Below are 23005 nucleotides of genomic sequence, written 5' to 3' on the forward strand. Positions count from 1 at the left end.
AGTACGGTGTACTCTCTGCTGGGTACACCGTACTCAGTACTTGTGGGAGGGACCTGTGGAAGAGATCGAGGACGAGTTCGCCGTGCGGGCCGAGGGGCTGGAGAAGCGGTACGGGGAGAAGCGCGCGCTCGCCGGTTTCGACCTCGCCGCCCGCCGGGGAACCGTGCACGGCCTGCTCGGGCCGAACGGCGCGGGCAAGACCACCGCGGTCCGGGTGCTCTCCACCCTGCTGCGGTTCGACGGGGGCCGGGCCCGGGTGGCGGGCGTCGACGTGGCCCGCGAGCCCGCCCGGGTGCGCGGCCGGATCGGGCTCGCGGGCCAGTACGCGGCCGTGGACCAGGTGCTGACCGGCCGCCAGAACCTGGAGATGTTCGCCCGGCTCTTCCACCTCGACCGCCGGCGGGCCCGGCGGCGGGCCGCCGAACTCCTGGAGCGGTTCGACCTGGTGGAGGCGGCCGACCGGGGCGTCGGCGGCTACAGCGGCGGGATGCGGCGCCGGCTCGATCTGGCCTCGTCCATGATCCTCGCCCCCGATGTGCTCTTCCTCGACGAGCCGACCACCGGGCTCGACCCGCGCGGGCGCGGCGAGGTGTGGGAGGCGGTCAGGGCGCTGGTGGCGGGCGGCACCACCGTCCTGCTGACCACCCAGTACCTGGAGGAGGCCGACCGGCTCGCCTCCCGGATCACCGTCATCGACCGGGGCCGGGCCATCGCCGACGACACCCCCGACGGGCTGAAGAACCGGGTCGGCCGGGACCGTGTCGAGGTCGTCGTGGGGGACCCGGCCGATCTCCCGGCCGCCCTCGCCGCGGTCGCCCGGGTCGCGGACACCGTCCCGGAGTGCGACGAGACCGGGCGCCGGGTCCACGCCCCGGTCTCCGACCGGGTCGCCGCCCTCACCGAGGTGGCGCGCACCCTCCAGGACCAGCGGATCGGGGTGGAGGACATCGGACTGCGCAGACCCAGCCTGGACGATGTCTTTCTGCGGCTGACCGGCCGCCCCGCCGAGTCCGCGGAATCCACCGGGTCCACCGAGAGCCCTGCGGAGGCGGCGGCATGAGCGACGTACTGAACCGGAGCACCCCTCGCACCGGGGAGACGGTTCCCCTGACCGTCCCGGCGGCGGGTGAGCGCCGGATGTACTGGGCGGTCGCCGACTGCTGGAGCGTCACACGGCGCGGACTGCTCCACTACCGCCACCAGCCGGTCAACATCGTCTGGCAGCTCGGCTTCCCGGTGCTGTCGGTCCTGCTCTACGCCTATGTGCTCGGCGGCGCGATGAAGGCCCCCGACGGTGGCGACTACCGCGACTATCTGATGCCCGGCATGTTCGTGATGACGATGGCCATGGGTTTCATGAGCACCGCGATCATGGTGGTCAACGATGCCACCCAGGGGGTCATCGACCGCTTCCGCTCCATGCCGATGGCCTCATCGGCGGTGGTCACGGGCCGGGGGCTCAACGATCTGCTGGTCGCGGTCGCCGAGCTGACGATCCTCGCGGCCACCGCCCTCGCGACCGGCTGGCGCTCCCACGCCGGCTTCGGCGGCACGCTCGCCGCCTTCGCGCTGCTGGTGCTGCTGCGCTTCTCGCTGATCTGGGTCGGCATCTGGCTGGGCCTGCTGGTCCCCAACCCGGAGGCGGCGGGCGGGCTCTACGCGGCGGTGCTCCCGATCACGATGATCTCCAGCATCTTCGCCCCGCCCTCCACCATGCCCGACTGGCTCGGTGTCGTGGCGGCCTGGAACCCGATCTCCTCCACGGCGGCGGCCACCCGCGAGCTCTTCGGCAACCCGGTGGCGGCCGACGGCACCTGGATTCAGGAGAACGCCCTGCTGATGGCGGTGGTCTGGCCGCTGATCGTGACCGCGGTCTTCCTCCCCCTGGCGGTCCGCCGCTTCCGGCGCCTGAGCCGCTGAGCCGAGCCGCTGTGCGGTGGGCCGCTGCGTCGTGAGCCGCTGTGTCGTCAGCCGCTGTGCGATGAGCCGCCGCCGGCCGCGGTCCGGTCAGCCGTGCCGGCCCGCGGCCTGGAGCAGGGCCTCCACATCGAGCTTGACCTCGGCCCCGATCGCCCCGGGGAGGGTCACCAGCTCGCCGGGGGCGTGGACGCGGTGATCGCGCCACCGATGATCTCGACGCGCTGCCCGGGGTTCCGCGCCATGAGGGCCTCGGCCTCATGGAGCAGGGTCCGCGGGTCGCCTTCCCCGGGGTGCCCGACTGCTGCGGCAGACACATCGGCCTCCTGATGACTGATGTCGAGAACATCACGGTGGGCAGAGCGCGGCGTCCGTGTCCCGTACCGATCCCTCACCCGGACGGGTGAGGCCCCGGCGGGAGTGATCCCGCCGGGGCCCCATCCGCGCACGCCACAGGGGTGCTCGGGCCGGTCCGGGCCATGCGGTTCGGATCAGAGATTCTCGATCACATAGTCGATGCACGAGGTCAGCGCGGCCACGTCCGAGGGCTCGACCGCCGGGAACATCGCCACCCGCAACTGGTTCTTCCCGAGCTTGCGGTACGGCTCCGTGTCCACGATCCCGTTCGCCCGCAGGACCTTGGCGATCGCCGCCGCGTCGATGTCGTCCTCGAAGTTGATCGTGCCGATCACCTGCGAGCGCTTCGACGGGTCGGTGACGAAGGGGGTCGCGTGCTTGGAGCTCTCGGCCCAGCCGTACAGCGCCTGCGAGGAGGCCGCCGTGCGCGCCACCGCCCAGTCCAGACCGCCCTGGCCGTTGATCCACTTCAGCTGCTCGTTGAGCAGGAAGAGGGTCGCGAGGGCGGGGGTGTTGTACGTCTGGTTCTTCAGCGAGTTGTCGATCGCGGTCGGCAGGCTGAAGAACTCCGGGACATGGCGCCCCGAGCCGTGGACGCGCGCCGCGCGCTCCAGGGCGGCGGGGGAGAACGCCGCGATCCACAGTCCGCCGTCGGCGGCGAAGGACTTCTGCGGGGCGAAGTAGTAGACATCGGTCTCGGTGATGTCGACGGGCAGCCCGCCCGCCCCGGAGGTCGCGTCGACCAGCACCAGCGCGCCGTCGTCCGCGCCCGCGACCCGCCGGACGGGCGCGGCCACACCGGTCGAGGTCTCGTTGTGGGTGAGGGCGTACACATCGGTGCCCGCCTCCGCCACCGGGTCCGGGTGGGTGCCCGGGTCGGAGGAGATGACGGTCGGCTCGGCCAGCCACGGGGCCAGCTTCGCCGCCTTCGCGAACTTCGAGGAGAACTCGCCGAAGGAGAGGTGCTGGGACTTGTTCTCGATCAGACCGTGCGTCGCGATGTCCCAGAACGCGGTGGAACCGCCATTGCCGAGGACGACCTCGTAACCCTCGGGGAGCCGGAAGAGGTCGCGTACGCCGGTACGCACCTCACCGACCAGATTCTTGACCGGGGCCTGGCGGTGGGACGTGCCGAGAAGAGAGGAGCCGGTGGCGGCGAGCGCGTCGAGCGCCTCCGTACGCACCTTGGAGGGGCCCGCGCCGAAACGGCCATCGGCGGGCTTGATGTCAGCGGGAATCTGGATATCAGCCACAACAGGGGAGGGTATCGGTTCGCCGGTGGCGCGGGACGCGCGGTCCGTCGGCTGAGACACCCGGGGGCGCCCGGCCCCGCCGCCGGGCGCGCCGGGTGCCTCAGCCCTTCTGGTGCACCGAGAGCGCGTGCAGATGCTCGACCAGCGCGATCAGCACGAACTTGCTGGAGGAGTGGTCCCGGGCGTCGAACTCCACCAGCGGGACGTCCTTCTCCAGGGCCAGCGCCTGCCGGATGTGCTCATCGCTGTGGAGCGGACCGCCGAAGTCGTTGACGGCGACGATGTACGGCATACCGTGGTGTTCCAGACGGTCCAGGGCATACCAGGCATCGGTCGGCCGGCGGGTGTCCACCAGGACCACCGCGCCCATCGTCCCCGACAGCAGCCGCTCCCACAGGAACCAGAACCGTTCCTGCCCCGGGGCGCCGAAGAGATACAGCACGCTCCGGTCGTCGATCGTGATCCGCCCGAAGTCGAAGGCCACCGTCGTGGCGTTCTTCGCCGACACCCGGCTGGTGTCGTCGATGGTGCGGCCCGCGCGGCTCATCACCTCTTCGGTGTGGAGCGGGCGGATCTCGCTCACGGAGCGGACCATCGTCGTCTTGCCGACCCCGAAACCGCCGACCACGGCGATCTTCAGGGCGTTGTCGGCCGGCCCGGGGAGCATCGCGTCCAGCTCTGCCGGGTGGGGGTGGACCGTTCGGGTGCCGCGGGTCATCGCTTCTGGACGGTGCCGGTCATCGAGTGTTGCCTTCCGAGGGGTGGCGGGGGCATAACTGGAGCCGCTTGTTCCTGATCAAGTTGTCGTCACTATAGGAGGGTTGGCGATCACTTTGGGCTCTGCCCCCGGGCTTTGCCAAGGGCCGTACGGACGCAATGGTCGCAACCGGCATGTTTCCTGCCCGTAAGGAGGTCATGGGCCGGGCATCCTGACACACATGGCCGACGAGCGACCGACCCGGGAACTGGCATCCGAGCTACGGCGCGCGGTGCGCGGAGAGGTCGACTTCTCCGCCGGCGCCCGCGCGCTGATGACCATGGACGCCTCCAACTACCGCCGCGTCCCCGCCGGAGTGGTGGCTCCGCGCGACGCCGACGACGTGGCGGCGGCCCTGGAGGTCTGCCGCAGCGCCGGCGTCCCGGTGGTCCCGCGCGGAGGCGGTACGTCGATCGCCGGTCAGGCGACCGGTACCGGAGTCGTGCTCGACTTCACCCGCCATATGAACGCCCTTGTTGACGTGGACGCCGATTCGGCTACGGCCGTCGTACAGCCCGGACTCGTCCTGGACGCACTGCGCGATGCGGTACGCCCCCTCGGGCTCACCTTCGGACCCGACCCCTCCACCCACTCCCGCTGCACCCTCGGCGGAATGATCGGCAACAACGCCTGCGGCGCCCACTCGGTGGCCTGGGGCACCACCGCCGACAACGTCCGGACCCTCTCCGTCCTCACCTACGACGGCACCGCCCACCGCCTCGGCCGGGGCGGACCCCTCACCGGCCCGCCCGGCCTCGCCGCGCTCGTCGGCGCCCATCTCGCCCCGCTGCGGACCGGCTACCCCGCCGGGCTGCCCCGCCGCATCTCCGGCTACGCCCTGGACGCCCTGCTCCCCGAGAACGGCGCCGACCTGGCCCGCGCCCACTGCGGCAGCGAGGGCACCCTCGCCGTGCTGACCGAGGCCACCGTGCGGCTCGTCCCCGCCCCGCCCGCCCGGGCGCTCGCCGTCCTCGGCTACCCCGACGAGAGCGCGGCGGCCGACGCCGCGCCCGGACTCCTCCCGTACGGCCCGCTGACCGTCGAGGGCATGGCCCACGACCTGGTCCCGGCCGGTCACGGGCTGCCCCGGGGCGGCGCCTGGATCTTCGCCGAGACCGGCGGCGAGACCCCGGCCGCCGCCCGTGCCGCCGCCGGGGCGCTCGTGCGGGCCTCGGACGCCCTCGACGCCGCCGTCGTCACCGAACCCGCCGCGATGCGCGCCCTGTGGCGGCTGCGCGAGGACGCCGCCGGCACCGCCACCCGTACCCCCGACGGCGCCGAGGCCTGGCCCGGCTGGGAGGACACCGCCGTACCGCCCGCCCGGCTCGGCGCGTATCTGCGCGACTTCCGCGCCCTGCTCACCGCCCACGGCCTGCGCGGCACGCCCTACGGCCACTTCGGCGACGGCTGCGTCCATGTCCGGATCGACTTCGACCTGATCAGCGAGGTGGGCGTGCGCGCCTTCCGGCGCTTCTCCGAGGAGGCGGCCGATCTCGTCGTCGCCCACGGCGGCTCCCTCTCCGGCGAGCACGGCGACGGCCGGGCCCGCGCCGAGCTGCTGCCGAGGATGTACGGGGACGAACTGGTCGGCCTCTTCGCCCGCTTCAAGGACCTGTGGGACCCGGACGGCGGCCTCAACCCCGGCGTCCTGGTGCGCCCCGACCCCCTCGACGCGCATCTGCGGTTCGCGGCGCTGCCGCGCGAGCCCGTGGACGTCGTCTTCGGCTACCCCGAGGACGGCGGGGACTTCACCGGGGCGGTGCGGCGGTGCGTCGGCGTCGCCAAGTGCCGTACGGCGGAGCCGTCCGGCACCTCGGTGATGTGCCCCTCGTACCGGGTGACCGGCGAGGAGACCCACTCCACCCGGGGCCGGGCCCGGCTGCTCCACGAGATGCTCGCCGGTGAGGTCGTGCGCGGCGGCTGGCGCTCTCCGGAGGTGCGCGACGCGCTCGACCTCTGCCTCGGCTGCAAGGGGTGCCTCGGCGACTGCCCGGTGGGCGTCGACATGGCCACCTACAAGGCCGAGTTCCTGCACCACCACTACGCGGGGCGGCTCCGCCCGCTCTCCCACTACGCCATGGGCCGGCTCCCGTCGTGGCTGCGGGCCGCCGCGCCGCTCGCGCCGCTGGTGAACGCCGCCGCCCGGGTCCCCCCGCTCGCGGCCCTGGCCAAACGGGCGGCCGGGATCGCCCCGGAGCGCACGCTGCCGGTCCTCGCGCCGGTGGGGTTCCGCCGGCTGCTGAGGGAGCTGCCGGGCGACCGCGCGGAGGCCCTCCCCGCCGGCGCCACGGCGGTCCTCTGGCCGGACACCTTCACCGAGCACCTCACCCCGGAGGTGGGCCTGGCGGCGGCGAGGGTCCTGCGCGCGGCCGGTCTGGGCGTCGTACTCCCGCGGAACCGTGTCTGCTGCGGCCTCACCCATGTCTCCACGGGCCAGCTCACCCGCGCCAAGGCCGTGCTGCGCCGGACCCTGGACACCGTGGAACCCCTGCTGGACCGGGACGTCCCGGTGACCGTCCTGGAGCCGAGCTGCGCGGCGACCCTGCGCACCGACCTCCCGGCCCTGCTGGGCGACGACCCGCGCGCGGCCCGGCTCGCCGCCCGGGTGCGCACCTTCGCCGCCACCCTGGAGGAGTACGCGCCGCACTGGACCCCGCCCCGGCTGGACCGCCCGGTGGCCGGTCAGACCCACTGCCACCAGCACGCCGTCCTCGGTGACGCCCCGGAGCGCCGGCTGCGCGGGCGCGCGGGTCTCACCGGCCCGCTGAGCGGGGGCTGCTGCGGCCTCGCCGGCAACTTCGGCTTCGAGCGGGGCCACTACGGCATCTCGGTGGCCTGCGCGGAGGAACAGCTCCTCCCGGCGGTCCGGTCGGCGCCCCCGGGCGCGGAGATCCTGGCGGACGGCTTCTCCTGCCGCACCCAGCTGGAGCAGACGGCCGGCGCCCGGGCCCGCCACCTGGCGGAGGTCCTGGCGGATGCCCTCCCGGAACCCGGTGACCGCTGAGTACGGGTACTCATGCCCCGGCGCTCCCGGGCGGCGAGGCTGCTCCCATGGACGACACAACCCCTGCCCCCGCCCGGAAGATCCACTGGTTCCCGGATCTGCTGGCGGCGGTTTCCGTGCTGGCGCTGGAGTGCGTCTGCCTGCTGGCTCTCTGGGCCTGGGCTCTGACCTCGGCCACTTCCTCCCCGGCCGCGTCCTCGGGCCCGGCCGCCACGGGGACGCTGCTCGTGATCGCCTTCTCCGTCGCCACGGCGTCGGCCGTCCTGGCCGCCCTGGGCTTCCTCCGGGCCCGGATGCCGGTCTCCGGAGTCTCCCAGATCCTGGTGGCGGGCTTCCTGCTCCTCTTCACCCTGGGACTGCTGCGCTGATCCCGGCCCGACCCCGCGTGCTCCGGGGCCGCCGACCCTACAATGCCTCATGTTCCAGGGCGAGTTGGCGATCAACGGGGACGCCGGCGGCTCTGTGGCGGGGAGGGAGGCGCGATGCCTCGGAGGACCGGAACCGGCTGGCGCGACCCCTTGTCGCGGCGGAGGCGGGGCCGGCCGACCACCCGGGCCGCGCGGCTCCGGGTGATACGGAACGAGACCGACCCCGCCCCGGTGGGTTTCGTGGGGCGCCTGCTGCAGATGCGGAGCTGGCTGGCGGCGCTCATCGGGGCGGCGCTGGCGCTGATGATCACGGGCGGGATCATGGCGCTCCCGGGCCAGCTGGTCAACGTCCCCTCCGTCAAGGACGACATCCGCTCGGGCCCCGATGTCTCGGCGGTGGTGGCGAAGGCACAGCTCGACGACGAGGGGTTGAGCCGGGTGACCCGGGAGGACCACCGTCCGAACGCGTCGTTGCGGAACTTCCTCTCCGCGCCGGGCGCGGTGGGCTCACCGGAGTACGACGAGCGCCTCCGCGCGGTAGGGGCGGTGAACCTGGAGAAGCTCACGCTCCGGGTCGTCTTCACCGGCCACCGGAACCAGACGGTCAATATCGTCAATATCGAACCGGAGATCGTGCGACGCGGTGCGCCGTGGTCGGGAACGCTCTTCGGCGCCCCGTCCCAGGCGGGCAGCCCCACCATGAACATGATGTTCGACCTGGACCGCCCGCGCCCGGTCGCCCGGGAGGCGAGGTTCGACGGCGAGAAGGGCCGGATCGAGCCGGGCAGGCCCTTCTTCGGTGAGCGGACGATCACCCTCAAGGACACGAAGCAGCAGGTGGTCCTGGTGCGGGCGGTCACCGCCCGCCACCATGTGTCCTTCCGGCTCAAGGTCACCTACATGCTGGGCAGCAGGACGAAGAGCGTCACCGTCGACGACCGCGGCAAGCCCTTCCAGGTCACCGCGGTCAGCGGCGGCTCGGACCGGCTGGAGGATCTGAAGTACCGCCGTGTCTTCATGCTCCAGGGCGACTTCTCGCTCTGCCAGGCTGTCCCGGCCACCAACTCGCCCTGCGCATGAGCGGGGCCACGACCGCCCGCCGGCTCCGGTGGCTGGTCCCCGTGCTGCTGGCGGTCGCCGCCGGCGCCCTGCTGCTGTTCCGCGAGGACGGCGGCGGGGACGGCGGGACCGCGACCCGCCCGCCGCCCTCCTCCAGCCCGCCGGCCCCCGCGCCCTGTACGGGGGTCAACCTGGACGGTGTCGGGCCGACGGTCGCCGGCGCGGACCGAGCGGGCGTGCTGAAGTTCTGGCGGGGCGTCATCGGCCCGGCGTACCGGGCCGCCTGCGCCGAGGACTACGGGCGCCTCGCCCGGCTGCTGGAGTTCAAGGGGTCACCGGAGTACTTCGGCACCACGGTGTGCTCGGGCTGCACCTCGTCCGAGATCGTCGCGATGTGGCGGGAGGAGTTCGGCTTCCGGGGCACCGACCTCGCCCGGGTGCTGGAGACCCGTCCCGTGCAGAGCCAGGGCGGGCTGATGTTCCGGCGCGGGGACGCGGTGGCGTGGTTCGCCCGGGGCACCTACGGAACGCCCGGCCAGTGGACGGGTTTCCACCCCCGGTGCGCCATGGAGCCCGACTGCTCCAGATATGCCACGGCCGCCCCGTGAGGGCGGCCGTGGCGCCATCGGTCTCAGCTCTGGTCGCCGAGGTCACCCCGCCCGAAGCGGCGCCTGCGCCCCAGCTTCCGCAGCACCGGCCAGGGGTCGCGCACGGACCGTCCGTACCCCCTGAGCTTGTGCGGCCGGCACACCCCGCAGCCCTTGCGGCGGCGGTGCGGTGAATGAGCCATCTCTTCCTTCCCCACGCGCCCCGCCCTGGGGCCGGCGTGGGGAGTACGTCCTCGTCATGACGGTGATTTTACGTTTCAACGGAACGGTTCCCGGTTCCCGGTTCACGGCAGCGGCACGAGCCGCACCACGGTCACGGTCACCACCGACTCGCTGACCAGATACGTGATGAACGCGACCCGCGCCACGGTCGCGTCCCGCCGGTCCCGGTCGTCCCGCACCGGGCTCGACCCGCACCCGTACGGGTCCCGCGAGACCACCGCCATCCCCTCCTCGAACCGCTTGCGCCGCTCCGGACTCAGACTGCGCCGCTCCGCGCGGGCGTCATCGGTGTAGGCGAGCCGCAGACTCATCCCCGGCTCCGGTACGAGTCGTCGCCGGAGTCGTCGAAGTGCAGCCCGGAGAGATCCCCGGCCCGAATCCGGGCGATCTGCTCCTCCTCCGCGAGGTCCTGCGCCTGCGGCGTCCGCAGCGCCCACCGCGCGAGCACCCCCGGGATCTCATCCGCGCCCGCGTGCTCGATCTCCCCGATGAACTGCTCGACCATGCCGGGCGGCAGCACCTCCCGGATCGAGTGAATGGTGCCGGGCAGTTCGACCTTCCGCCCGTTGACCGTGGTGCTGAACGTCTTTCTCACCGTGCTCCTCCCCTGAACCGCGCACTGCGGGGCCACGGTACGGCCCGGGGCGAGCGCGCGGGAGCCGGGAGGTCGCGCCCTCCCGCCCCACAACAGGGGCGGCCACTCCCAGCCCGTCCGGGGGCACCTCCCGGAGGCAGCTCCGGGGGAGTTTGAGGACGGACCCTGTGCGACAGGTTCCCGCGCCTTGCGGGCCACGGTCGGGGGCCTGCCCCCGAACCCCCGCGCCTCAATCGCCGGCGGGGCTGGATTTGGTGCCTCAGCTCGCCGGAGAGGCTGAGCAAACCCGGCCCGTCGGCGGGACCTCCCGGAGGCAGCTCTGGGGGAGTTTGAGGACGGACCTTGTGCGACAGGTTCCCGCGCCTTGCGGGCCACGGTCGGGGGCCTGCCCCCGAACCCCCGCGCCTCAATCGCCGGCGGGGCTGGATTTCGTGCTTCCGCCGGCTTGGAGGGGGTGGGTTTCGTGCCCTGGCCGGCTCGGCGGGGCCGGGTGCGTCAGCCCGTCCGGGGCGGGGCCCGCCTTCAGCCCGTCCGGGGGGACCTCCCCGAGGCAGCTCTGGGGAGATGGGGGACGGACCCGGCGCCCCGGGGCGCCGCACCGGACGGCCCCCCGGGCCACAGGGCACCCGCACCAGACGACCCCCCCCGGCACACTCACACCCCCCGCGTCAACTCCCTCGCCAGGGCGATCAAGTGAGGGAGCGCCGGGTGGGCGAGGGCCGGGCGGTGGGCCAGGAGGACCGGGACGGGGGGTGCGTCCGGGAGGGGGCGGAAGGTGACGCCCGGGTGCGGGTGGAGCTCCGCCGTGGAGGCGACCGACACCCCCGCCCCCCGCCCCGCCGCGATCGCCGCCAGCCAGTCGTCCGTGTTGGTCACGGTCACCGTCCCCACCGGCCGGGCCCCCTCCGGCCACAGGTCCAGGGTGGTCACCCCGGACACCTCGTTCACCAGCACCGGCCCGGACGCCAGATCCGCCAGGGTCACCCGGGGGAGCGCGGCCAGCGGTCCGTCGGAGGTGACCGCCGCCACCCGCGCCTCCGTGAAGAGCGGCTCCGTCACCAGCCCCGCCACCTCCACCGGCCCCCGCAGCACCGCCGCGTCCACCTCTCCCCGCGCCAGCCCCGCCGTGCGGTCGTCGATCCGCAGCAGTTCCAGCGGTGTCTCCGGGTGCTCCCGCTCCCAGCGCCGCAGCAGCGGGGTGGTGTAGGGGCCGAGCGCCGACCAGGCGTGCCCCAGCCGCAGCGGCCGGCGGCGCAGCCCGGACGGGTCGAGCGCGTCGTCGAAGGCCGCGACCGCCGCTGCCGCCTTGTCGCGGAACACCCTCCCCTCGGTGGTGAGCGCGAGATGGTGCGTGGAGCGGTCCACCAGCCGCGTACCCACGTACTTCTCCAGCGCCGCCAGCGACCTGGAGACCGCCGGCTGGGTCAGATGCAGCCGCCGCGCGGCCCGCGTCACGCTGGACTCCTCGGCGATCGCGAGGAAGCAGCGGAGATGGCGCAGCTCGATGCTCATGCGCCCGGAGCATAACCGCAGCGCAGTCGGCATTTCACGCGACGCGCGGCGACCCGTAGCGTGGAGGGTCCGTGTGATGACGAGAGGGAGTGCCTGGTGGACGAGGTCCGCAGCCCGGTCGTGGGCGCCGCCGAACCCGGAGCGGCGGTCGCGCTCGAAGCCGCCGCCCCCGGTGCGGCCCCCCGGGGCCGCCGCAGTCTCGGCCCGGTCGGGCTGGTCGTCGCCGGCGGCCTGTCCGTCCAGTTCGGCGCGGCCGTCGCCATCATGCTGATGCCGCGCGCCGGCGCCCTGGGCGTGGTCACCCTGCGCCTGGTGCTCGCCGCCCTCGTCCTGCTCATCATCTGCCGCCCCCGGCTGCGCGGGCACTCCCGCGCCGACTGGGGCACGGTCGTCGCCTTCGGCTCGGTCATGGCGGCGATGAACATCCTCTTCTACCAGGCCGCCGACCGCATCCCCCTCGGCGCCGCCGTCACCCTGGAGGTCCTCGGCCCGCTGGCGCTCTCCGTGATCGTCTCCCGTCGCCTGGTGAACCTGGTCTGGGCCGGTCTCGCCCTCGCCGGTGTGGTCCTCCTCAGCGGTGGCGGCTTCGACCGGCTCGATCCGGTGGGCGCGGCGTTCGCGCTCGCGGCGGGGGCGATGTGGGCCGCGTACATCGTCTTCAGCGCCCGCACCGGCCGCCGTTTCCCGCAGGCCGACGGCCTCGCGCTGGCGATGGTGGTGGGCGCGCTGATCAGCCTTCCGCTGGGCATCGCCGAGTCCGGGGCCCGGCTGATCGACCCCGAGATCCTGCTGCTGGGGCTCGGGGTCGCGGTGCTGTCGTCGGTGCTGCCGTACACCCTGGAGCTGCTCGCCCTGCGCCGGCTGCCGGCGCAGACCTTCGCGGTGCTGATGAGCCTGGAGCCCGCGATAGCGGCGGCGGCCGGTTTCCTGGTGCTGCACCAGGCCCTGTCCACCACCGACGCCCTGGCCATCGCCCTGGTCATCGCGGCGAGCATGGGCGCGGTGCGGACCCAGGCGAGGAAGGCCCACGGGCCCGTGGAGCCACGGGTCAACGCGGAGTAAAGCAAGCATGCTTGCTTGTTTCTGGCGGCGCTGTCATGCTCCGGGGCACACAACGCCGTGTCCCCGAGGGAGCGCACCGTGTCCGACCTCACCGTCACCGCCGCCGTCCCCGGCGATCCGCGCGAGGAGAGCGCGGAACCCGGCCGGCCGGCCGCCCCTCTGCCCGCCGAGCGGTGGGGGACCAGGACCGCCCCCGGCGCCCGGGCCGCCCGGCCGAGGGGCCCCCGGTGAGCGGCGGCGGAGCCGATGTGCTCCGGATCGGCAACGCGTCCGGCTTCTACGGCGACCGCTTCGACGCCATGCGCGACATGCTCACCGACGGCCCGCTGGACATCCTCACCGGCGACTATCTCGCCGAACTCACCATGCTCATCCTCGGCCGCGACCGACTCAAGGACCCCGGCCTCGGCTACGCCAGGACCTTTCTGCGCCAGCTGGAGGAGTGCCTCGGCCTCGCCCGCGACCGGGGCGTGAAGATCGTCGCCAATGCCGGTGGCCTCAACCCTGCCGCCCTCGCCGACGCCGTCCGCGCGCTCGCCGCGCGCCTGGGAGTCCCCTGCGAGGTCGCCCATGTCGAGGGCGACGACCTGCTGGACCGCTCCTGGGGGCCGGAGGTCCTCACCGCCAACGCCTATCTCGGCGGCGCGGGCATCGCCGCCTGTCTGCGCGCGGGCGCGGATGTCGTCGTCACCGGGCGGGTCACCGACGCCGCGCTCGTCACCGGCCCCGCCGCCGCCCGTTTCGGCTGGGGCCGGGACGATCTGGACGCGCTCGCGGGCGCGGTCGTCGCCGGCCATGTCCTGGAGTGCGGCACCCAGGCCACCGGCGGCAACTACGCCTTCTTCGCCGGGATCGACACCCAGATCCTCTGCCGGCCCGGCTTCCCGCTGGCCGAGATCCACCCCGACGGCACCTCCGTGATCACCAAGCACCCGGGCACGGGCGGGCTGGTGGACGTCGGCACCGTTACCGCGCAACTGCTGTACGAGACCGGGGGCGCCCGGTACGCCGGACCGGACGTCACCGCCCGGCTCGACACCGTACGACTGGACCAGGACGGCCCCGACCGGGTCCGTATCTCCGGCGTGCGCGGCGAGGCGCCGCCCGCCACGCTCAAGGTCGGACTCAACCGCGTCGGCGGCTGGCGCAACGAGGTCGTCTTCGTCCTCACGGGCCTCGACATCGATGCCAAGGCGGCCCTGTTACGGCACCAGCTGGAGGCCGCCCTCGCCCGGGAGGGGCGGGGGCGCCCGGCGGAGGTGCGGTGGGAGCTGGCCCGCACCGACCACCGCGACGGCGACACCGAGGAGCGGGCCAGCGCCTATCTGCGGCTCGTGGTCCGCGACAGCGATCCCGCCAAGGTGGGCCGGGTGATCAGCGGCGCCGCCGTCGAGCTGGCCCTCGGCAGCTATCCGGGCTTCCATCTCACCGCGCCGCCGGGGCGGGGGGCGCCGTACGGGGTCTTCGAGGCCCGCTGCGTCGAGGCGTCGGCCGTGCCCCACACGGCCGTGCTCCCGGACGGCCGCCGGATACGTCTCCCCGCCCCGGCCGCCGGTGACGGCCCGCCCCCGGAGCCGTCCGCGCGGGGTCCGCGTCCGGCGCCCTCGGCCCCGGCCCCGGAGCCTTCCGCGCCGCGCCCGCTCCAGGAGCCCTCCGCGCCGGGTCCGCCCCCGCTCCCCGAGCGCCTCCCGCCCGGACCCACCCGGCGCGTACCCCTCGGGCTGATCGCGGGCGCCCGCAGCGGGGACAAGGGCGGCGACGCCAATGTCGGCGTCTGGGCCCGCTCCGCCGACGCCTGGCGCTGGCTCGCCCACGAGCTGACCGTGGAGCGCTTCCGCTGCCTGCTCCCGGAGGCGGCGGAGCTGACCGTCGTACGCCATGTGCTGCCGAACCTGCGGGCGCTGAACTTCACCGTGCGGGGCATCCTCGGCGAGGGGGTGGCCGCGCAGGCGCGGTTCGACCCGCAGGGGAAGGCCCTGGGGGAGTGGCTGCGGGCCCGGTACGCGGACATCCCGGAGGTACTGCTGTGACCCCGTCCGACCCTCCCGGAGCCCCCGCGCCCCCCGACCCTCCCGGAGCCCCCGCGCCCCCCGCGCCCCCCGAACCCCCCGCACCCCCCGAACCCCCCGCACCCCCCGGCGGCTCCCCGGCCGCCCGCCGGGCCGCCATGCTCCGCCGGCTCGCCGAGCTGGACGCCGAGCACGCCAAGGCCCTCGCCGGCGGCGGCGAGAAGTACACCGCGCGCCACCGCGCGCGCGGCGGGCTCCTCGCCCGGGAGCGGGTCGAGCTGCTGCTCGACCCGGACACCCCCTTCCTGGAGCTGTCCCCGCTCGCCGCCTGGGGCAGCGACCACCCGGTCGGCGCGTCGCTGGTCACCGGCATCGGAGTGGTGTCGGGCGTCGAGTGCGCGATCACCGCCAACGACCCGACCGTGCGCGGCGGCGCCTTCAACCCCTGGACCCTGAAGAAGGCCCTGCGCCTCCAGGAGATCGCGTACACCAACCGGCTCCCCTCCATCTCCCTGGTGGAGTCGGGCGGCGCCGACCTCCCCTCCCAGAAGGAGACCTTCATTCCCGGCGGGGCGCTCTTCCGCGACCTCACCCGGCTCTCCGCCGCCGGAATCCCCACGGTCGCGGTGGTGTTCGGCAACTCCACCGCCGGGGGCGCCTACGTCCCCGGCATGTCCGACCACACGATCATGATCGAGAAGCGTTCGAAGGTCTTCCTCGGCGGCCCGCCCCTGGTGCGGATGGCCACCGGCGAGGAGAGCGACGAGGAGTCCCTCGGCGGCGCCGGGATGCACGCCCGGACCTCCGGCCTCGCCGACCATCTCGCGCACGACGAGCCGGACGCGCTGCGGCGGGCCCGCCGGGTGATCGCCCGGCTCAACTGGCGCAAGGCGCACCCGGACCCGCCCCCGGCCGAGCCGCCGCTGTACGACCCCGAGGAGCTGCTCGGGATCGTGCCCGAGGACCTCCGCACCCCCTTCGACCCGCGCGAGGTCATCGCCAGAGTCGTGGACGGCTCGGAGTTCGACGAGTTCAAGCCGCTGTACGGGACGAGCCTGGTCACCTGCTGGGCCGGGCTGCACGGCTATCCGGTCGGCGTCCTCGCCAACGCCCGGGGGGTGCTGTTCAGCGCCGAGTCGCAGAAGGCCGCGCACTTCGTCCAGCTCGCCAACCAGCGCGACATCCCGCTGGTCTTCCTCCACAACACCACCGGCTACATGGTCGGCAGCCGCTACGAGCAGGGCGGCATCATCAAGCACGGCGCGATGATGATCAACGCGGTCGCCAACTCCCGTGTCCCGCACCTCTCCGTGCTGATGGGCGCCTCCTACGGAGCGGGCCACTACGGCATGTGCGGGCGCGCCTACGACCCCCGCTTCCTCTTCTCCTGGCCCAGCGCCAGAGCCGCCGTCATGGGCCCGCAGCAGCTCGCGGGCGTGCTGTCGATCGTGGCCCGCGCCTCGGCACGGGCCGGGGGACGTCCGTACGACGAGGACGCGGACGCCGCCCTGCGGGCCGTGGTGGAGCGGCAGATCGAGGCGGAGTCGCTGCCCGCGTTCCTCTCCGGGCGGCTGTACGACGACGGGGTGATCGACCCGAGGGACACCCGCACGGTCCTCGGGCTCTGTCTCTCCGCGATCCACACCGCCCCGGTGGAGGGAGCGCGCGGTGGCTTCGGTGTCTTCCGCATGTGAACGGGCGGGCGGGGATCTCCGGGCAGGCGGGGATCTCCGGGCGGGCAGGGGTCCCCGGGTGGGCCGGGGATCTCCGGTGGGGAGGGAACGATGATCACATCCGTTCTGGTGGCGAACCGGGGGGAGATCGCCTGCCGGATCTTCCGCACCTGCCGCGAACTGGGCATCGCCACGGTCGCGGTGTACTCGGACGCGGACGCGTCGGCGCTCCATGTCCGCACGGCCGACCGGGCCGTACGGCTGCCGGGGACCGCCCCCGCCGACACCTATCTGCGCGGCGGGACGATCGTGCGGGCCGCGCTGGCGGCGGGCGCCGACGCGGTGCACCCGGGGTACGGATTCCTCTCGGAGAGCGCGGAGTTCGCCCGCGAGGTCATCGGCGCGGGCCTGGTGTGGGTGGGACCGCCCCCGGCCGCCGTGGCGGCGATGGCCTCGAAGACCCGGGCCCGGCAGGTGCTGGGACTGCCCGCGCCGCCCGACCCGGAGCGGCTCACGGCGGACGCCCTGCCCGTGCTGGTGAAGGCGGCGGCGGGCGGCGGCGGCCGGGGCATGCGGATCGTCCGCACCCTCCGGGAGCTGCCGGAGCAGCTCGCGGCGGCCCGCGCGGAGGCGCTGGCGGCCTTCGGCGACGGCGAGGTGTTCATCGAGCCGTACATCGAGAACGCCCGCCATGTGGAGGTGCAGATCCTCGCCGACACCCACGGCACGGTGTGGGCGCTCGGCACCCGCGACTGCTCGCTCCAGCGCCGCCACCAGAAGGTGATCGAGGAGTGCCCGGCGCCGGGCCTGGACCCCGGGACCGCGGCGGAGCTGCGCCGCTCGTCGGTGGCGGCGGCCCGGGCGGTGGGCTACACGGGCGCGGGCACGGTGGAGTTTCTGCTCGATGCCTCCGGCCGGGCCCGCTTCCTGGAGATGAACACCCGGCTCCAGGTCGAGCACCCGGTGACGGAGGCCGTGTTCGGTCTCGACCTGGTGGCCTGGCAGTTCCGTGTCGCCGAGGGCGAGCCGCTGCCCGCCGGGCCGCCGCCCGCCCGGGGCCACGCGGTGCAGGCCCGGCTCTACGCGGAGGACCCGGCCCGCGACTGGGCCCCGCGCGCCGGGGTGGTGCACCGGCTGGCCGTCCCGCACGGGCCCGGGGTGCGGCTGGACACCGGGTACGCGGACGGCGACCGGATCGGGGTGCACTACGACGCGCTGCTGGCGAAGGTCATCGCCTGGGCGCCCACCCGGGCGCAGGCGGTGCGCGGACTCGCCGGAGCCCTGGAGCGGTCCCGGGTGCACGGCCCCGCCACCAACCTCCCGCTGCTGGTGGCGTCCCTGCGGCACCCCGAGTTCACCGCCGCCCGTGTGGACACCGGCTTCTGGACCCGCCACCCGCCCGCCTCGCTCACGCCAGCCCCCGACCCGTACGCCCCCCTGGCGGCGGCCCTCGCCGACGCCCACGGCCGCTCCCGTTTCGGCGGCTGGCGCAACCTCCCCTCGGGTCCCCGGCTCAAGCGCTACCGCACGGAGGCGGACGGCGCCGAGCACGAGGTCGCGTACCGCCACACCCGCACCGGGCTCACCGCCGAGGGCGTACGGGTGGTGGCGGTCGGCCCGGACCGGGTGGCGCTGGAGGTGGAGGGGGTGCTGCGGACGTACGACATCGCGGTCTACGGGGACCGCGCTCCGGGCGAGGGGCGGGGGGTGCGGGTGTACGCGGGGAACACCGCTCTGACGGCCCTGCCCCGCTTCCCGGACCCGGCCGCCGCCGGGCCCGCGCCCGGCTCGCTGCTCGCGCCCGTGCCGGGGACGGTCGTACGGATCGGGGAGGGGCTCACCGAAGGGGCGCGGGTGGTCCGGGGCCGGCCGCTGGTGTGGCTGGAGGCCATGAAGATGGAGCACCGCGTGGACGCCCCCGTGGACGGCGTCCTCACCGCCCTGCGCGCCGTCCCGGGCCGCCGGGTGGAGGCGGGAGCCCTGCTGGCCGTGATCCGGGAGGACACCCCGGCGGCCCGGGCGGCACCGGAGGCCGGGGCGGACCGGGCGGCCCCTGCGGACCCGGAGGACAGGCCGGCAGCGGAGGCCGGGGCGGACCGGGAGGCCGGGGCGGACCGGGCGGCCCCTGCGGACCCGGCACAGGAGCAGGAGGACGTACGGCGGCGGCACCGCCCGCCCGGCCACCCCCACGAGCACACCCACGCCGAGGAGGGCACCCCATGACCCCGTCCGAGCTGGAGAGCCCCGAGGACCGGGCCCTGCGCGCGGCCGTCGCCGCCCTCGGCCGGCGCCACGGCCGGGAGTACGACCGGGCGGCCCTGTGGACGGAGGCCGCGGCGCTGGGCTGGCTCGGGGTGAGCCTCCCCGAGGAGTACGGCGGCGGGGGCGGCGGGCTCGTCCAGCTCTCCCTCGTCCTGGAGGAGCTGGGCGCGGCCGGCTGCCCGCTGCTGATGATGATCGTCTCCCCCGCGATCTGCGGCACCGTCATCGCCCGCTTCGGCACCGCCGAGCAGCGGGCCGCCTGGCTGCCCGGACTGGCCGACGGCTCCCGCACCATGGCGTTCGGGATCACCGAACCCGACGCGGGCTCCAACGTCCACCGCATCACCACCACCGCCCGCCGGGACGGCGACGGCTGGATTCTCACCGGCCGGAAGGTCTTTGTCTCCGGCGTCGACATCGCCGACGCGACGCTGATCGCCGGCCGCGCCGAGGACGCCCGCGCCGGCCGGCTCAAGCCCTGCCTCTTCATCGTCCCCCGGGACGCCGACGGCTTCACCCGTACCCGGATCGACATGGAACTCCGGGCCCAGGAGAAGCAGTTCGAACTGACCCTGGACGAGGTGCGGCTCCCGTCCGCCGCGCTCGTCGGCGACGAGGACGCCGGGCTGCTCCAGCTCTTCGCCGGACTCAACCCCGAGCGCGTCATGACCGCCGCCTTCGCCGTCGGCATGGGCCGGTACGCGCTCGGCCGGGCCGTCGCGTACGCGAAGGAGCGCCAGGTCTGGCGGACCCCGATCGGCGCCCACCAGGCGATCGCCCACCCGCTGGCCCGGTCCCACATCGAACTGGAACTCGCCCGGCTGATGACGCGCAGGGCGGCCCTGCTCCACGACGCGGGCGACGACACGGCGGCGGGCGAGGCGGCGAACATGGCGAAGTACGCCGCCGCCGAGGCCTGCGCGGACGCCGTCGACCGGGCCGTGCACACCCTCGGCGGAAACGGCCTCACCCGGGAGTACGGACTCGCCCCGCTGCTGGCCGCCTCCCGGGTGGCCCGGATCGCGCCGATCAGCCGGGAGATGATCCTGAACTACGTATCCCATCGGTCCCTGGGTCTCCCCAAGTCGTACTGACAGCCGCGATTCTGGCCGTCCCAACCGCGAGGAGGCTCCGATGGCCGATCACGAGCACATCTTCCGCAGCCGGTACGCCGATGTCCCGCCCGTGAGCAGACCCATCCACGACGCGGTCCTCGGCGACGCCGCCCGGTACGGCGACACCGTCGCCCTGATCGACGGCGCGAGCGGGACCACCGTCACCTACGCGGAGCTGGACCGATTCCACCGCCGGATCGCCGCCGCGCTCGCCGCCGCCGGGGTGCGCAAGGGGGATGTGCTCGCGCTGCACAGCCCCAACACCGTGGTCTACCCCAGCGTCTTCCACGGCGCGACCCGGGCCGGCGCCACCGTGACCACCGTCCATCCGCTGTCCACGGCGGAGGAGCTGGCCGTGCAGCTCAGGGACGCCTCCGCGCGCTGGATCGTCACCGCCTCACCGCTGCTGGAGACCGCCCGCCGGGCCGCCGAACTCTCCCCGGGGATCGGCGAGATATTCGTCTGCGACCGCGCCGACGGCCATGTCAGCGTCCTCGACATGCTCGGCTCCACCGCGCCCGAGCCGCTGATCGACTTCGATCCGGACGAGGACATCGCGGCCCTGCCGTACTCCTCGGGCACCACCGGTGTCCCCAAGGGCGTCATGCTCACCCACCGCTCCATCGCCACCAATCTGGAACAGCTCGGCCGGCCGCTGCCGATGCGGGCGGGGGAGCGGATTCTCGCCATTCTGCCGTTCTTCCACATCTATGGACTCACCGCGCTGATGAACGCCCCGCTCCGGCAGGGCGCCACCGTCGTCGTCCTGCCCCGCTTCGAACTCGACACCTTTCTGCGGGCGATCGAGAAGCACCGTGTGACCGGGCTGTTCGTGGCCCCGCCGGTCGTGGTCGCGCTCGCCAAGCACCCGCTGGTGTCCCGGTACGACCTCTCCTCGCTGGAGTATCTGATCTGCTCTGCCGCGCCCCTGGACGCCGCGCTCGCCACGGCCTGCACGGAGCGGCTCGGGCTGCCGCCGATCCTCCAGGGGTACGGCATGACGGAACTCTCGCCCGCCTGCCACCTCGTACCGCTGGAGGCACGGGACGCGCCGCCCGGCACCGTCGGGCGGCTCGTCCCGTCGACCGAGATGCGGCTGCTGGCCCTCGACGGCTCCGGGAGGAGCGTCGGGCCCGGCGAGGACGGCGAGATCGTGGTCCGGGGGCCCCAGGTGATGAAGGGATACCTCGGCCGGCCCGACGCCACCGCCGAGATGATCGACGAGGACGGCTGGCTGCGCACGGGGGACGTGGGCCGGGTCGACGAGGACGACTGGATGTTCGTCGTCGACCGGGTGAAGGAGCTGATCAAGTACAAGGGGTACCAGGTCGCGCCCGCCGAGCTGGAGGCGCTGCTGCTCACCCACGAGTCCATCGCGGACGCCGCGGTGACCGGGGTGCTCGACGAGGACGGCACCGAACTCCCCAAGGCCTGGGTGGTGCGGCAGCCGGGCGCCTTCCCGCTCACCGCCGAGGAGGTGATGGAGTTCGTCGCCGCGCGGGTCGCCCCGTACAAGAAGATCCGCAGGGTCTCCTTCATCAGCGGGGTGCCGCGCGCGTCCACGGGGAAGGTGCTCAGGCGACAGCTGAGAGACCGGGAGGACCCCCTGTGAGCACACTGGTCACCACCGCCCGTGAGCGGGGCATCGCCACCCTCACCCTGGACTCGCCCGGAAGCCGCAACGCGCTCTCCGCGCGGCTGGTGGGGGAGCTGGCGCGGGCCCTGGAGGAGTGCGGGGCCGACCCCGGCGTACGGGCGGTGCTGCTGACCCACACTGGCCCGGTGTTCAGCGCCGGGGCCGACCTCAAGGCACCGCCCGGCCCGTACACCTTCGTCGAACTGCTCCGCGCGATCGTCGAACTCCCCAAGCCGGTGGTCGCCCGGGTGACGGGCCGGGCGCGCGCGGGCGGGCTCGGCCTGCTGGGGGCCTGCGACATCGCGGTGGCCGGCGCGGGCACGGACTTCGCCTTCACGGAGGTACGGATAGGGGTCGCCCCGGCGGTGATCTCGCTGCCGCTGCTGCCCCGGCTCGACCCCCGGGCGGCCGGGCGGTACTACCTCACCGGGGAGACCTTCGGCGCGGCGGAGGCGGTACGGATGGGGCTGCTGACCCTCGCGGCGGAGGAGGGGGACGGGGCGGACGGGGCCGGCGGGGCGGACCGGGCGCTCGAACCGATCCTGGCCGGGCTGCGCAAGGCATCCCCGCACGGGCTGGCCGCCGCCAAGCGGCTGGCCACGGCTAGGGTGCGGGAGACCTTCGACCGGGACGCCGAGGACCTGGTGCAGCGGTCGGCGACGCTGTTCGCGTCGGCCGAGGCGCGCGAGGGGATGACGGCCTTCCTCGAACGACGGGAACCCGCATGGGAGCTGTAGCCACCACCCCCAAGCAGGACCGCAGCCGCGCCACCAGACAGCGGCTGCTGGAGGCCGCCGTCGCCTGCCTGGCCGAGGTCGGGTGGGCGGGGTCGACGGTGGCGGTGGTCGCCGAGCGGGCGGGGGTGTCGCGGGGGGCGGCACAGCACCACTTCCCGACCCGGGAGGACCTGTTCACGGCGGCGGTGGAGTATGTCGCCGAACAGCGGTCGACGGCGCTGCGCGGGCTGTCCTGCGAGGACCGCGCGGCCGTGGTGGGGGCTCTGGTGGATCTGTACACCGGGCCGCTGTTCCGGGCGGCGCTCCAGTTGTGGGTGGCGGCGGCGAATGAGCCGCAGCTGCACGCGAGGGTGGCGGAGCTGGAGGGGAAGGTGGGGAGGGAGACGCACCGGATGGCGGTGCGGTTGCTGGCGGTGGACGAGTCGGTGCCGGGGGTGCGGGAGACCGTCCAGGGGCTTCTGGACATGGCCAGGGGCCTGGGCCTGGCCAACCTCCTCACGGATGACGCGCCGCGCCGCGCGAGGGTGGTCCACCACTGGACCACCCTCCTGACCCCGACTCTCCCCCCACCCCCCTGAGACACCCCCGACCCCCCTCTCCCCCGTGCGGCCCACCCGACTCCACCCGCCCGGCACCCCCAGCGGCCCCGGCACCCCCAGCCGGTCCGGCACTCCCACCCCGCCCGGACACCCCAGCCGACCCGGCTACCCTCAGCCCGTCCGGCGTTTGAGGACGGACCCCGTACCCCGGGGCCCCGCACTCTGCGGGCCCGGGTCGGGGGCCTGCCCCCGAACCCCCGCTCCTCAATCGCCGGAGGGGCTGAGTGGGCGCGGCTCAAGCGTCAACAGGAAGGGAACTC

General features: G+C 74.3%; 22 protein-coding genes. 15 read left to right on the forward strand and 7 right to left on the reverse strand.

Annotated features, from left to right (window positions below):
* Window positions 1-64: 64 nt before the first annotated feature.
* Both ABT122_RS19110 and ABT122_RS19115 read left to right on the forward strand, forming a co-directional pair.
* The gene (locus tag ABT122_RS19110) at window positions 65-1060 is read left to right on the forward strand and encodes an ATP-binding cassette domain-containing protein (RefSeq protein ID WP_351553208.1); all 996 of its coding nucleotides are present in this window, start codon (window positions 65-67) and stop codon (window positions 1058-1060) included.
* Window positions 1061-1137: 77 nt separating this feature from the next.
* On the forward strand, window positions 1138-1920 hold the full coding sequence (locus tag ABT122_RS19115; RefSeq protein ID WP_351553209.1) for an ABC transporter permease: 783 nt from the start codon (window positions 1138-1140) through the stop codon (window positions 1918-1920).
* A 164-nt stretch (window positions 1921-2084) separates the two neighbouring features.
* On the opposite strand, the gene ABT122_RS19120 is transcribed toward ABT122_RS19115, so the two are convergent.
* The 3 genes from ABT122_RS19120 to ABT122_RS19130 form a co-directional block, all read right to left on the reverse strand.
* Window positions 2085-2234 (reverse strand): hypothetical protein, encoded by a 150-nt coding sequence (locus ABT122_RS19120; RefSeq protein ID WP_351553133.1) that lies wholly within the window; start codon window positions 2232-2234, stop codon window positions 2085-2087.
* 174 nt (window positions 2235-2408) lie between these two features.
* On the reverse strand, window positions 2409-3527 hold the full coding sequence (serC, locus tag ABT122_RS19125; protein ID WP_351553136.1) for a phosphoserine transaminase: 1119 nt from the start codon (window positions 3525-3527) through the stop codon (window positions 2409-2411).
* Between the two features lie 100 nt (window positions 3528-3627).
* The gene (locus ABT122_RS19130; RefSeq protein WP_451068519.1) at window positions 3628-4245 is read right to left on the reverse strand and encodes a GTP-binding protein; all 618 of its coding nucleotides are present in this window, start codon (window positions 4243-4245) and stop codon (window positions 3628-3630) included.
* 220 nt (window positions 4246-4465) lie between these two features.
* Between ABT122_RS19130 and ABT122_RS19135 the strand changes: the two genes are divergently transcribed.
* The 4 genes from ABT122_RS19135 (at window position 4466) to ABT122_RS19150 (ending at window position 9323) form a co-directional block, all read left to right on the forward strand.
* The gene (locus ABT122_RS19135) at window positions 4466-7288 is read left to right on the forward strand and encodes an FAD-binding and (Fe-S)-binding domain-containing protein (protein WP_351553139.1); all 2823 of its coding nucleotides are present in this window, start codon (window positions 4466-4468) and stop codon (window positions 7286-7288) included.
* Window positions 7289-7335: 47 nt separating this feature from the next.
* The gene (locus ABT122_RS19140) at window positions 7336-7656 is read left to right on the forward strand and encodes a hypothetical protein (protein ID WP_351553142.1); all 321 of its coding nucleotides are present in this window, start codon (window positions 7336-7338) and stop codon (window positions 7654-7656) included.
* Window positions 7657-7896: 240 nt separating this feature from the next.
* On the forward strand, window positions 7897-8736 hold the full coding sequence (locus ABT122_RS19145) for a hypothetical protein (protein WP_351553145.1): 840 nt from the start codon (window positions 7897-7899) through the stop codon (window positions 8734-8736).
* Window positions 8733-9323, forward strand: coding sequence for a hypothetical protein (locus tag ABT122_RS19150; protein WP_351553147.1), 591 nt, complete (start codon window positions 8733-8735; stop codon window positions 9321-9323). The genes ABT122_RS19145 and ABT122_RS19150 overlap by 4 nt, the downstream gene beginning before the upstream one ends.
* A gap of 23 nt (window positions 9324-9346) precedes the next feature.
* Here ABT122_RS19150 and ABT122_RS19155 read toward each other — a convergent pair whose 3' ends face one another.
* From ABT122_RS19155 to ABT122_RS19170, 4 genes are all read right to left on the reverse strand, one after another.
* On the reverse strand, window positions 9347-9505 hold the full coding sequence (locus ABT122_RS19155; protein ID WP_351553150.1) for a hypothetical protein: 159 nt from the start codon (window positions 9503-9505) through the stop codon (window positions 9347-9349).
* A gap of 102 nt (window positions 9506-9607) precedes the next feature.
* Entirely contained in the window at window positions 9608-9856 is a 249-nt protein-coding gene (locus tag ABT122_RS19160) for a hypothetical protein (RefSeq protein ID WP_351553153.1), read from the reverse strand.
* Window positions 9853-10140, reverse strand: a complete 288-nt coding sequence (locus ABT122_RS19165) for a hypothetical protein (protein ID WP_351553156.1) — start codon at window positions 10138-10140, stop codon at window positions 9853-9855. The genes ABT122_RS19160 and ABT122_RS19165 overlap by 4 nt, the downstream gene beginning before the upstream one ends.
* Before the next feature lie 654 nt (window positions 10141-10794).
* Window positions 10795-11652: a LysR family transcriptional regulator gene (locus ABT122_RS19170; RefSeq protein ID WP_351553159.1), complete on the reverse strand. Its 858-nt coding sequence runs from the start codon at window positions 11650-11652 to the stop codon at window positions 10795-10797.
* A 96-nt stretch (window positions 11653-11748) separates the two neighbouring features.
* On the opposite strand from ABT122_RS19170, the gene ABT122_RS19175 reads away from it, so the two are divergent.
* The 9 genes from ABT122_RS19175 (at window position 11749) to ABT122_RS19215 (ending at window position 22724) form a co-directional block, all read left to right on the forward strand.
* On the forward strand, window positions 11749-12714 hold the full coding sequence (locus tag ABT122_RS19175; protein ID WP_351553162.1) for an EamA family transporter: 966 nt from the start codon (window positions 11749-11751) through the stop codon (window positions 12712-12714).
* 78 nt (window positions 12715-12792) lie between these two features.
* Complete coding sequence (locus ABT122_RS19180) at window positions 12793-12945, forward strand: hypothetical protein (protein WP_351553165.1); 153 nt, start codon at window positions 12793-12795, stop codon at window positions 12943-12945.
* Window positions 12946-13013: 68 nt separating this feature from the next.
* Entirely contained in the window at window positions 13014-14744 is a 1731-nt protein-coding gene (locus ABT122_RS19185; protein WP_451068560.1) for an acyclic terpene utilization AtuA family protein, read from the forward strand.
* A 137-nt stretch (window positions 14745-14881) separates the two neighbouring features.
* Complete coding sequence (locus ABT122_RS19190; protein WP_351553214.1) at window positions 14882-16417, forward strand: acyl-CoA carboxylase subunit beta; 1536 nt, start codon at window positions 14882-14884, stop codon at window positions 16415-16417.
* A 90-nt stretch (window positions 16418-16507) separates the two neighbouring features.
* On the forward strand, window positions 16508-18619 hold the full coding sequence (locus ABT122_RS19195; protein WP_351553171.1) for an ATP-binding protein: 2112 nt from the start codon (window positions 16508-16510) through the stop codon (window positions 18617-18619).
* Complete coding sequence (locus ABT122_RS19200) at window positions 18616-19752, forward strand: acyl-CoA dehydrogenase family protein (protein ID WP_351553174.1); 1137 nt, start codon at window positions 18616-18618, stop codon at window positions 19750-19752. Before ABT122_RS19195 ends, ABT122_RS19200 begins: the two co-directional genes overlap by 4 nt.
* Window positions 19753-19792: 40 nt before the next feature.
* Window positions 19793-21385: a 4-coumarate--CoA ligase family protein gene (locus ABT122_RS19205; RefSeq protein WP_351553177.1), complete on the forward strand. Its 1593-nt coding sequence runs from the start codon at window positions 19793-19795 to the stop codon at window positions 21383-21385.
* Window positions 21382-22146: an enoyl-CoA hydratase family protein gene (locus ABT122_RS19210; RefSeq protein WP_351553187.1), complete on the forward strand. Its 765-nt coding sequence runs from the start codon at window positions 21382-21384 to the stop codon at window positions 22144-22146. Before ABT122_RS19205 ends, ABT122_RS19210 begins: the two co-directional genes overlap by 4 nt.
* A complete protein-coding gene (locus ABT122_RS19215) occupies window positions 22134-22724 on the forward strand; it encodes a TetR/AcrR family transcriptional regulator (RefSeq protein WP_351553200.1) in 591 nt (196 codons plus the stop codon). Before ABT122_RS19210 ends, ABT122_RS19215 begins: the two co-directional genes overlap by 13 nt.
* The last annotated feature ends 281 nt before the right edge of the window (window positions 22725-23005 follow it).

It is taken from the genome of Streptomyces sp. NPDC001985, assembly GCF_040296845.1.
Lineage (GTDB): Bacteria > Actinomycetota > Actinomycetes > Streptomycetales > Streptomycetaceae > Streptomyces.

Excerpts from the sequence above, each read along its gene's own strand:
- ABT122_RS19115 (WP_351553209.1), top strand. The coding sequence starts at position 1,138 with ATGTACTGGGCGGTCGCCGACTGCTGGAGCGTCACACGGCGCGGACTG.
- ABT122_RS19130 (WP_451068519.1), bottom strand. The coding sequence starts at position 4,245 with ATGACCCGCGGCACCCGAACGGTCCACCCCCACCCGGCAGAGCTGGAC.
- ABT122_RS19135 (WP_351553139.1), top strand. The coding sequence starts at position 4,466 with ATGGCCGACGAGCGACCGACCCGGGAACTGGCATCCGAGCTACGGCGC.
- ABT122_RS19140 (WP_351553142.1), top strand. The coding sequence starts at position 7,336 with ATGGACGACACAACCCCTGCCCCCGCCCGGAAGATCCACTGGTTCCCG.
- ABT122_RS19150 (WP_351553147.1), top strand. The coding sequence starts at position 8,733 with ATGAGCGGGGCCACGACCGCCCGCCGGCTCCGGTGGCTGGTCCCCGTG.
- ABT122_RS19155 (WP_351553150.1), bottom strand. The coding sequence starts at position 9,505 with ATGGCTCATTCACCGCACCGCCGCCGCAAGGGCTGCGGGGTGTGCCGG.
- ABT122_RS19160 (WP_351553153.1), bottom strand. The coding sequence starts at position 9,856 with ATGAGTCTGCGGCTCGCCTACACCGATGACGCCCGCGCGGAGCGGCGC.
- ABT122_RS19170 (WP_351553159.1), bottom strand. The coding sequence starts at position 11,652 with ATGAGCATCGAGCTGCGCCATCTCCGCTGCTTCCTCGCGATCGCCGAG.
- ABT122_RS19185 (WP_451068560.1), top strand. The coding sequence starts at position 13,014 with ATGCGCGACATGCTCACCGACGGCCCGCTGGACATCCTCACCGGCGAC.
- ABT122_RS19190 (WP_351553214.1), top strand. The coding sequence starts at position 14,882 with ATGCTCCGCCGGCTCGCCGAGCTGGACGCCGAGCACGCCAAGGCCCTC.
- ABT122_RS19195 (WP_351553171.1), top strand. The coding sequence starts at position 16,508 with ATGATCACATCCGTTCTGGTGGCGAACCGGGGGGAGATCGCCTGCCGG.
- ABT122_RS19200 (WP_351553174.1), top strand. The coding sequence starts at position 18,616 with ATGACCCCGTCCGAGCTGGAGAGCCCCGAGGACCGGGCCCTGCGCGCG.
- ABT122_RS19205 (WP_351553177.1), top strand. The coding sequence starts at position 19,793 with ATGGCCGATCACGAGCACATCTTCCGCAGCCGGTACGCCGATGTCCCG.
- ABT122_RS19215 (WP_351553200.1), top strand. The coding sequence starts at position 22,134 with ATGGGAGCTGTAGCCACCACCCCCAAGCAGGACCGCAGCCGCGCCACC.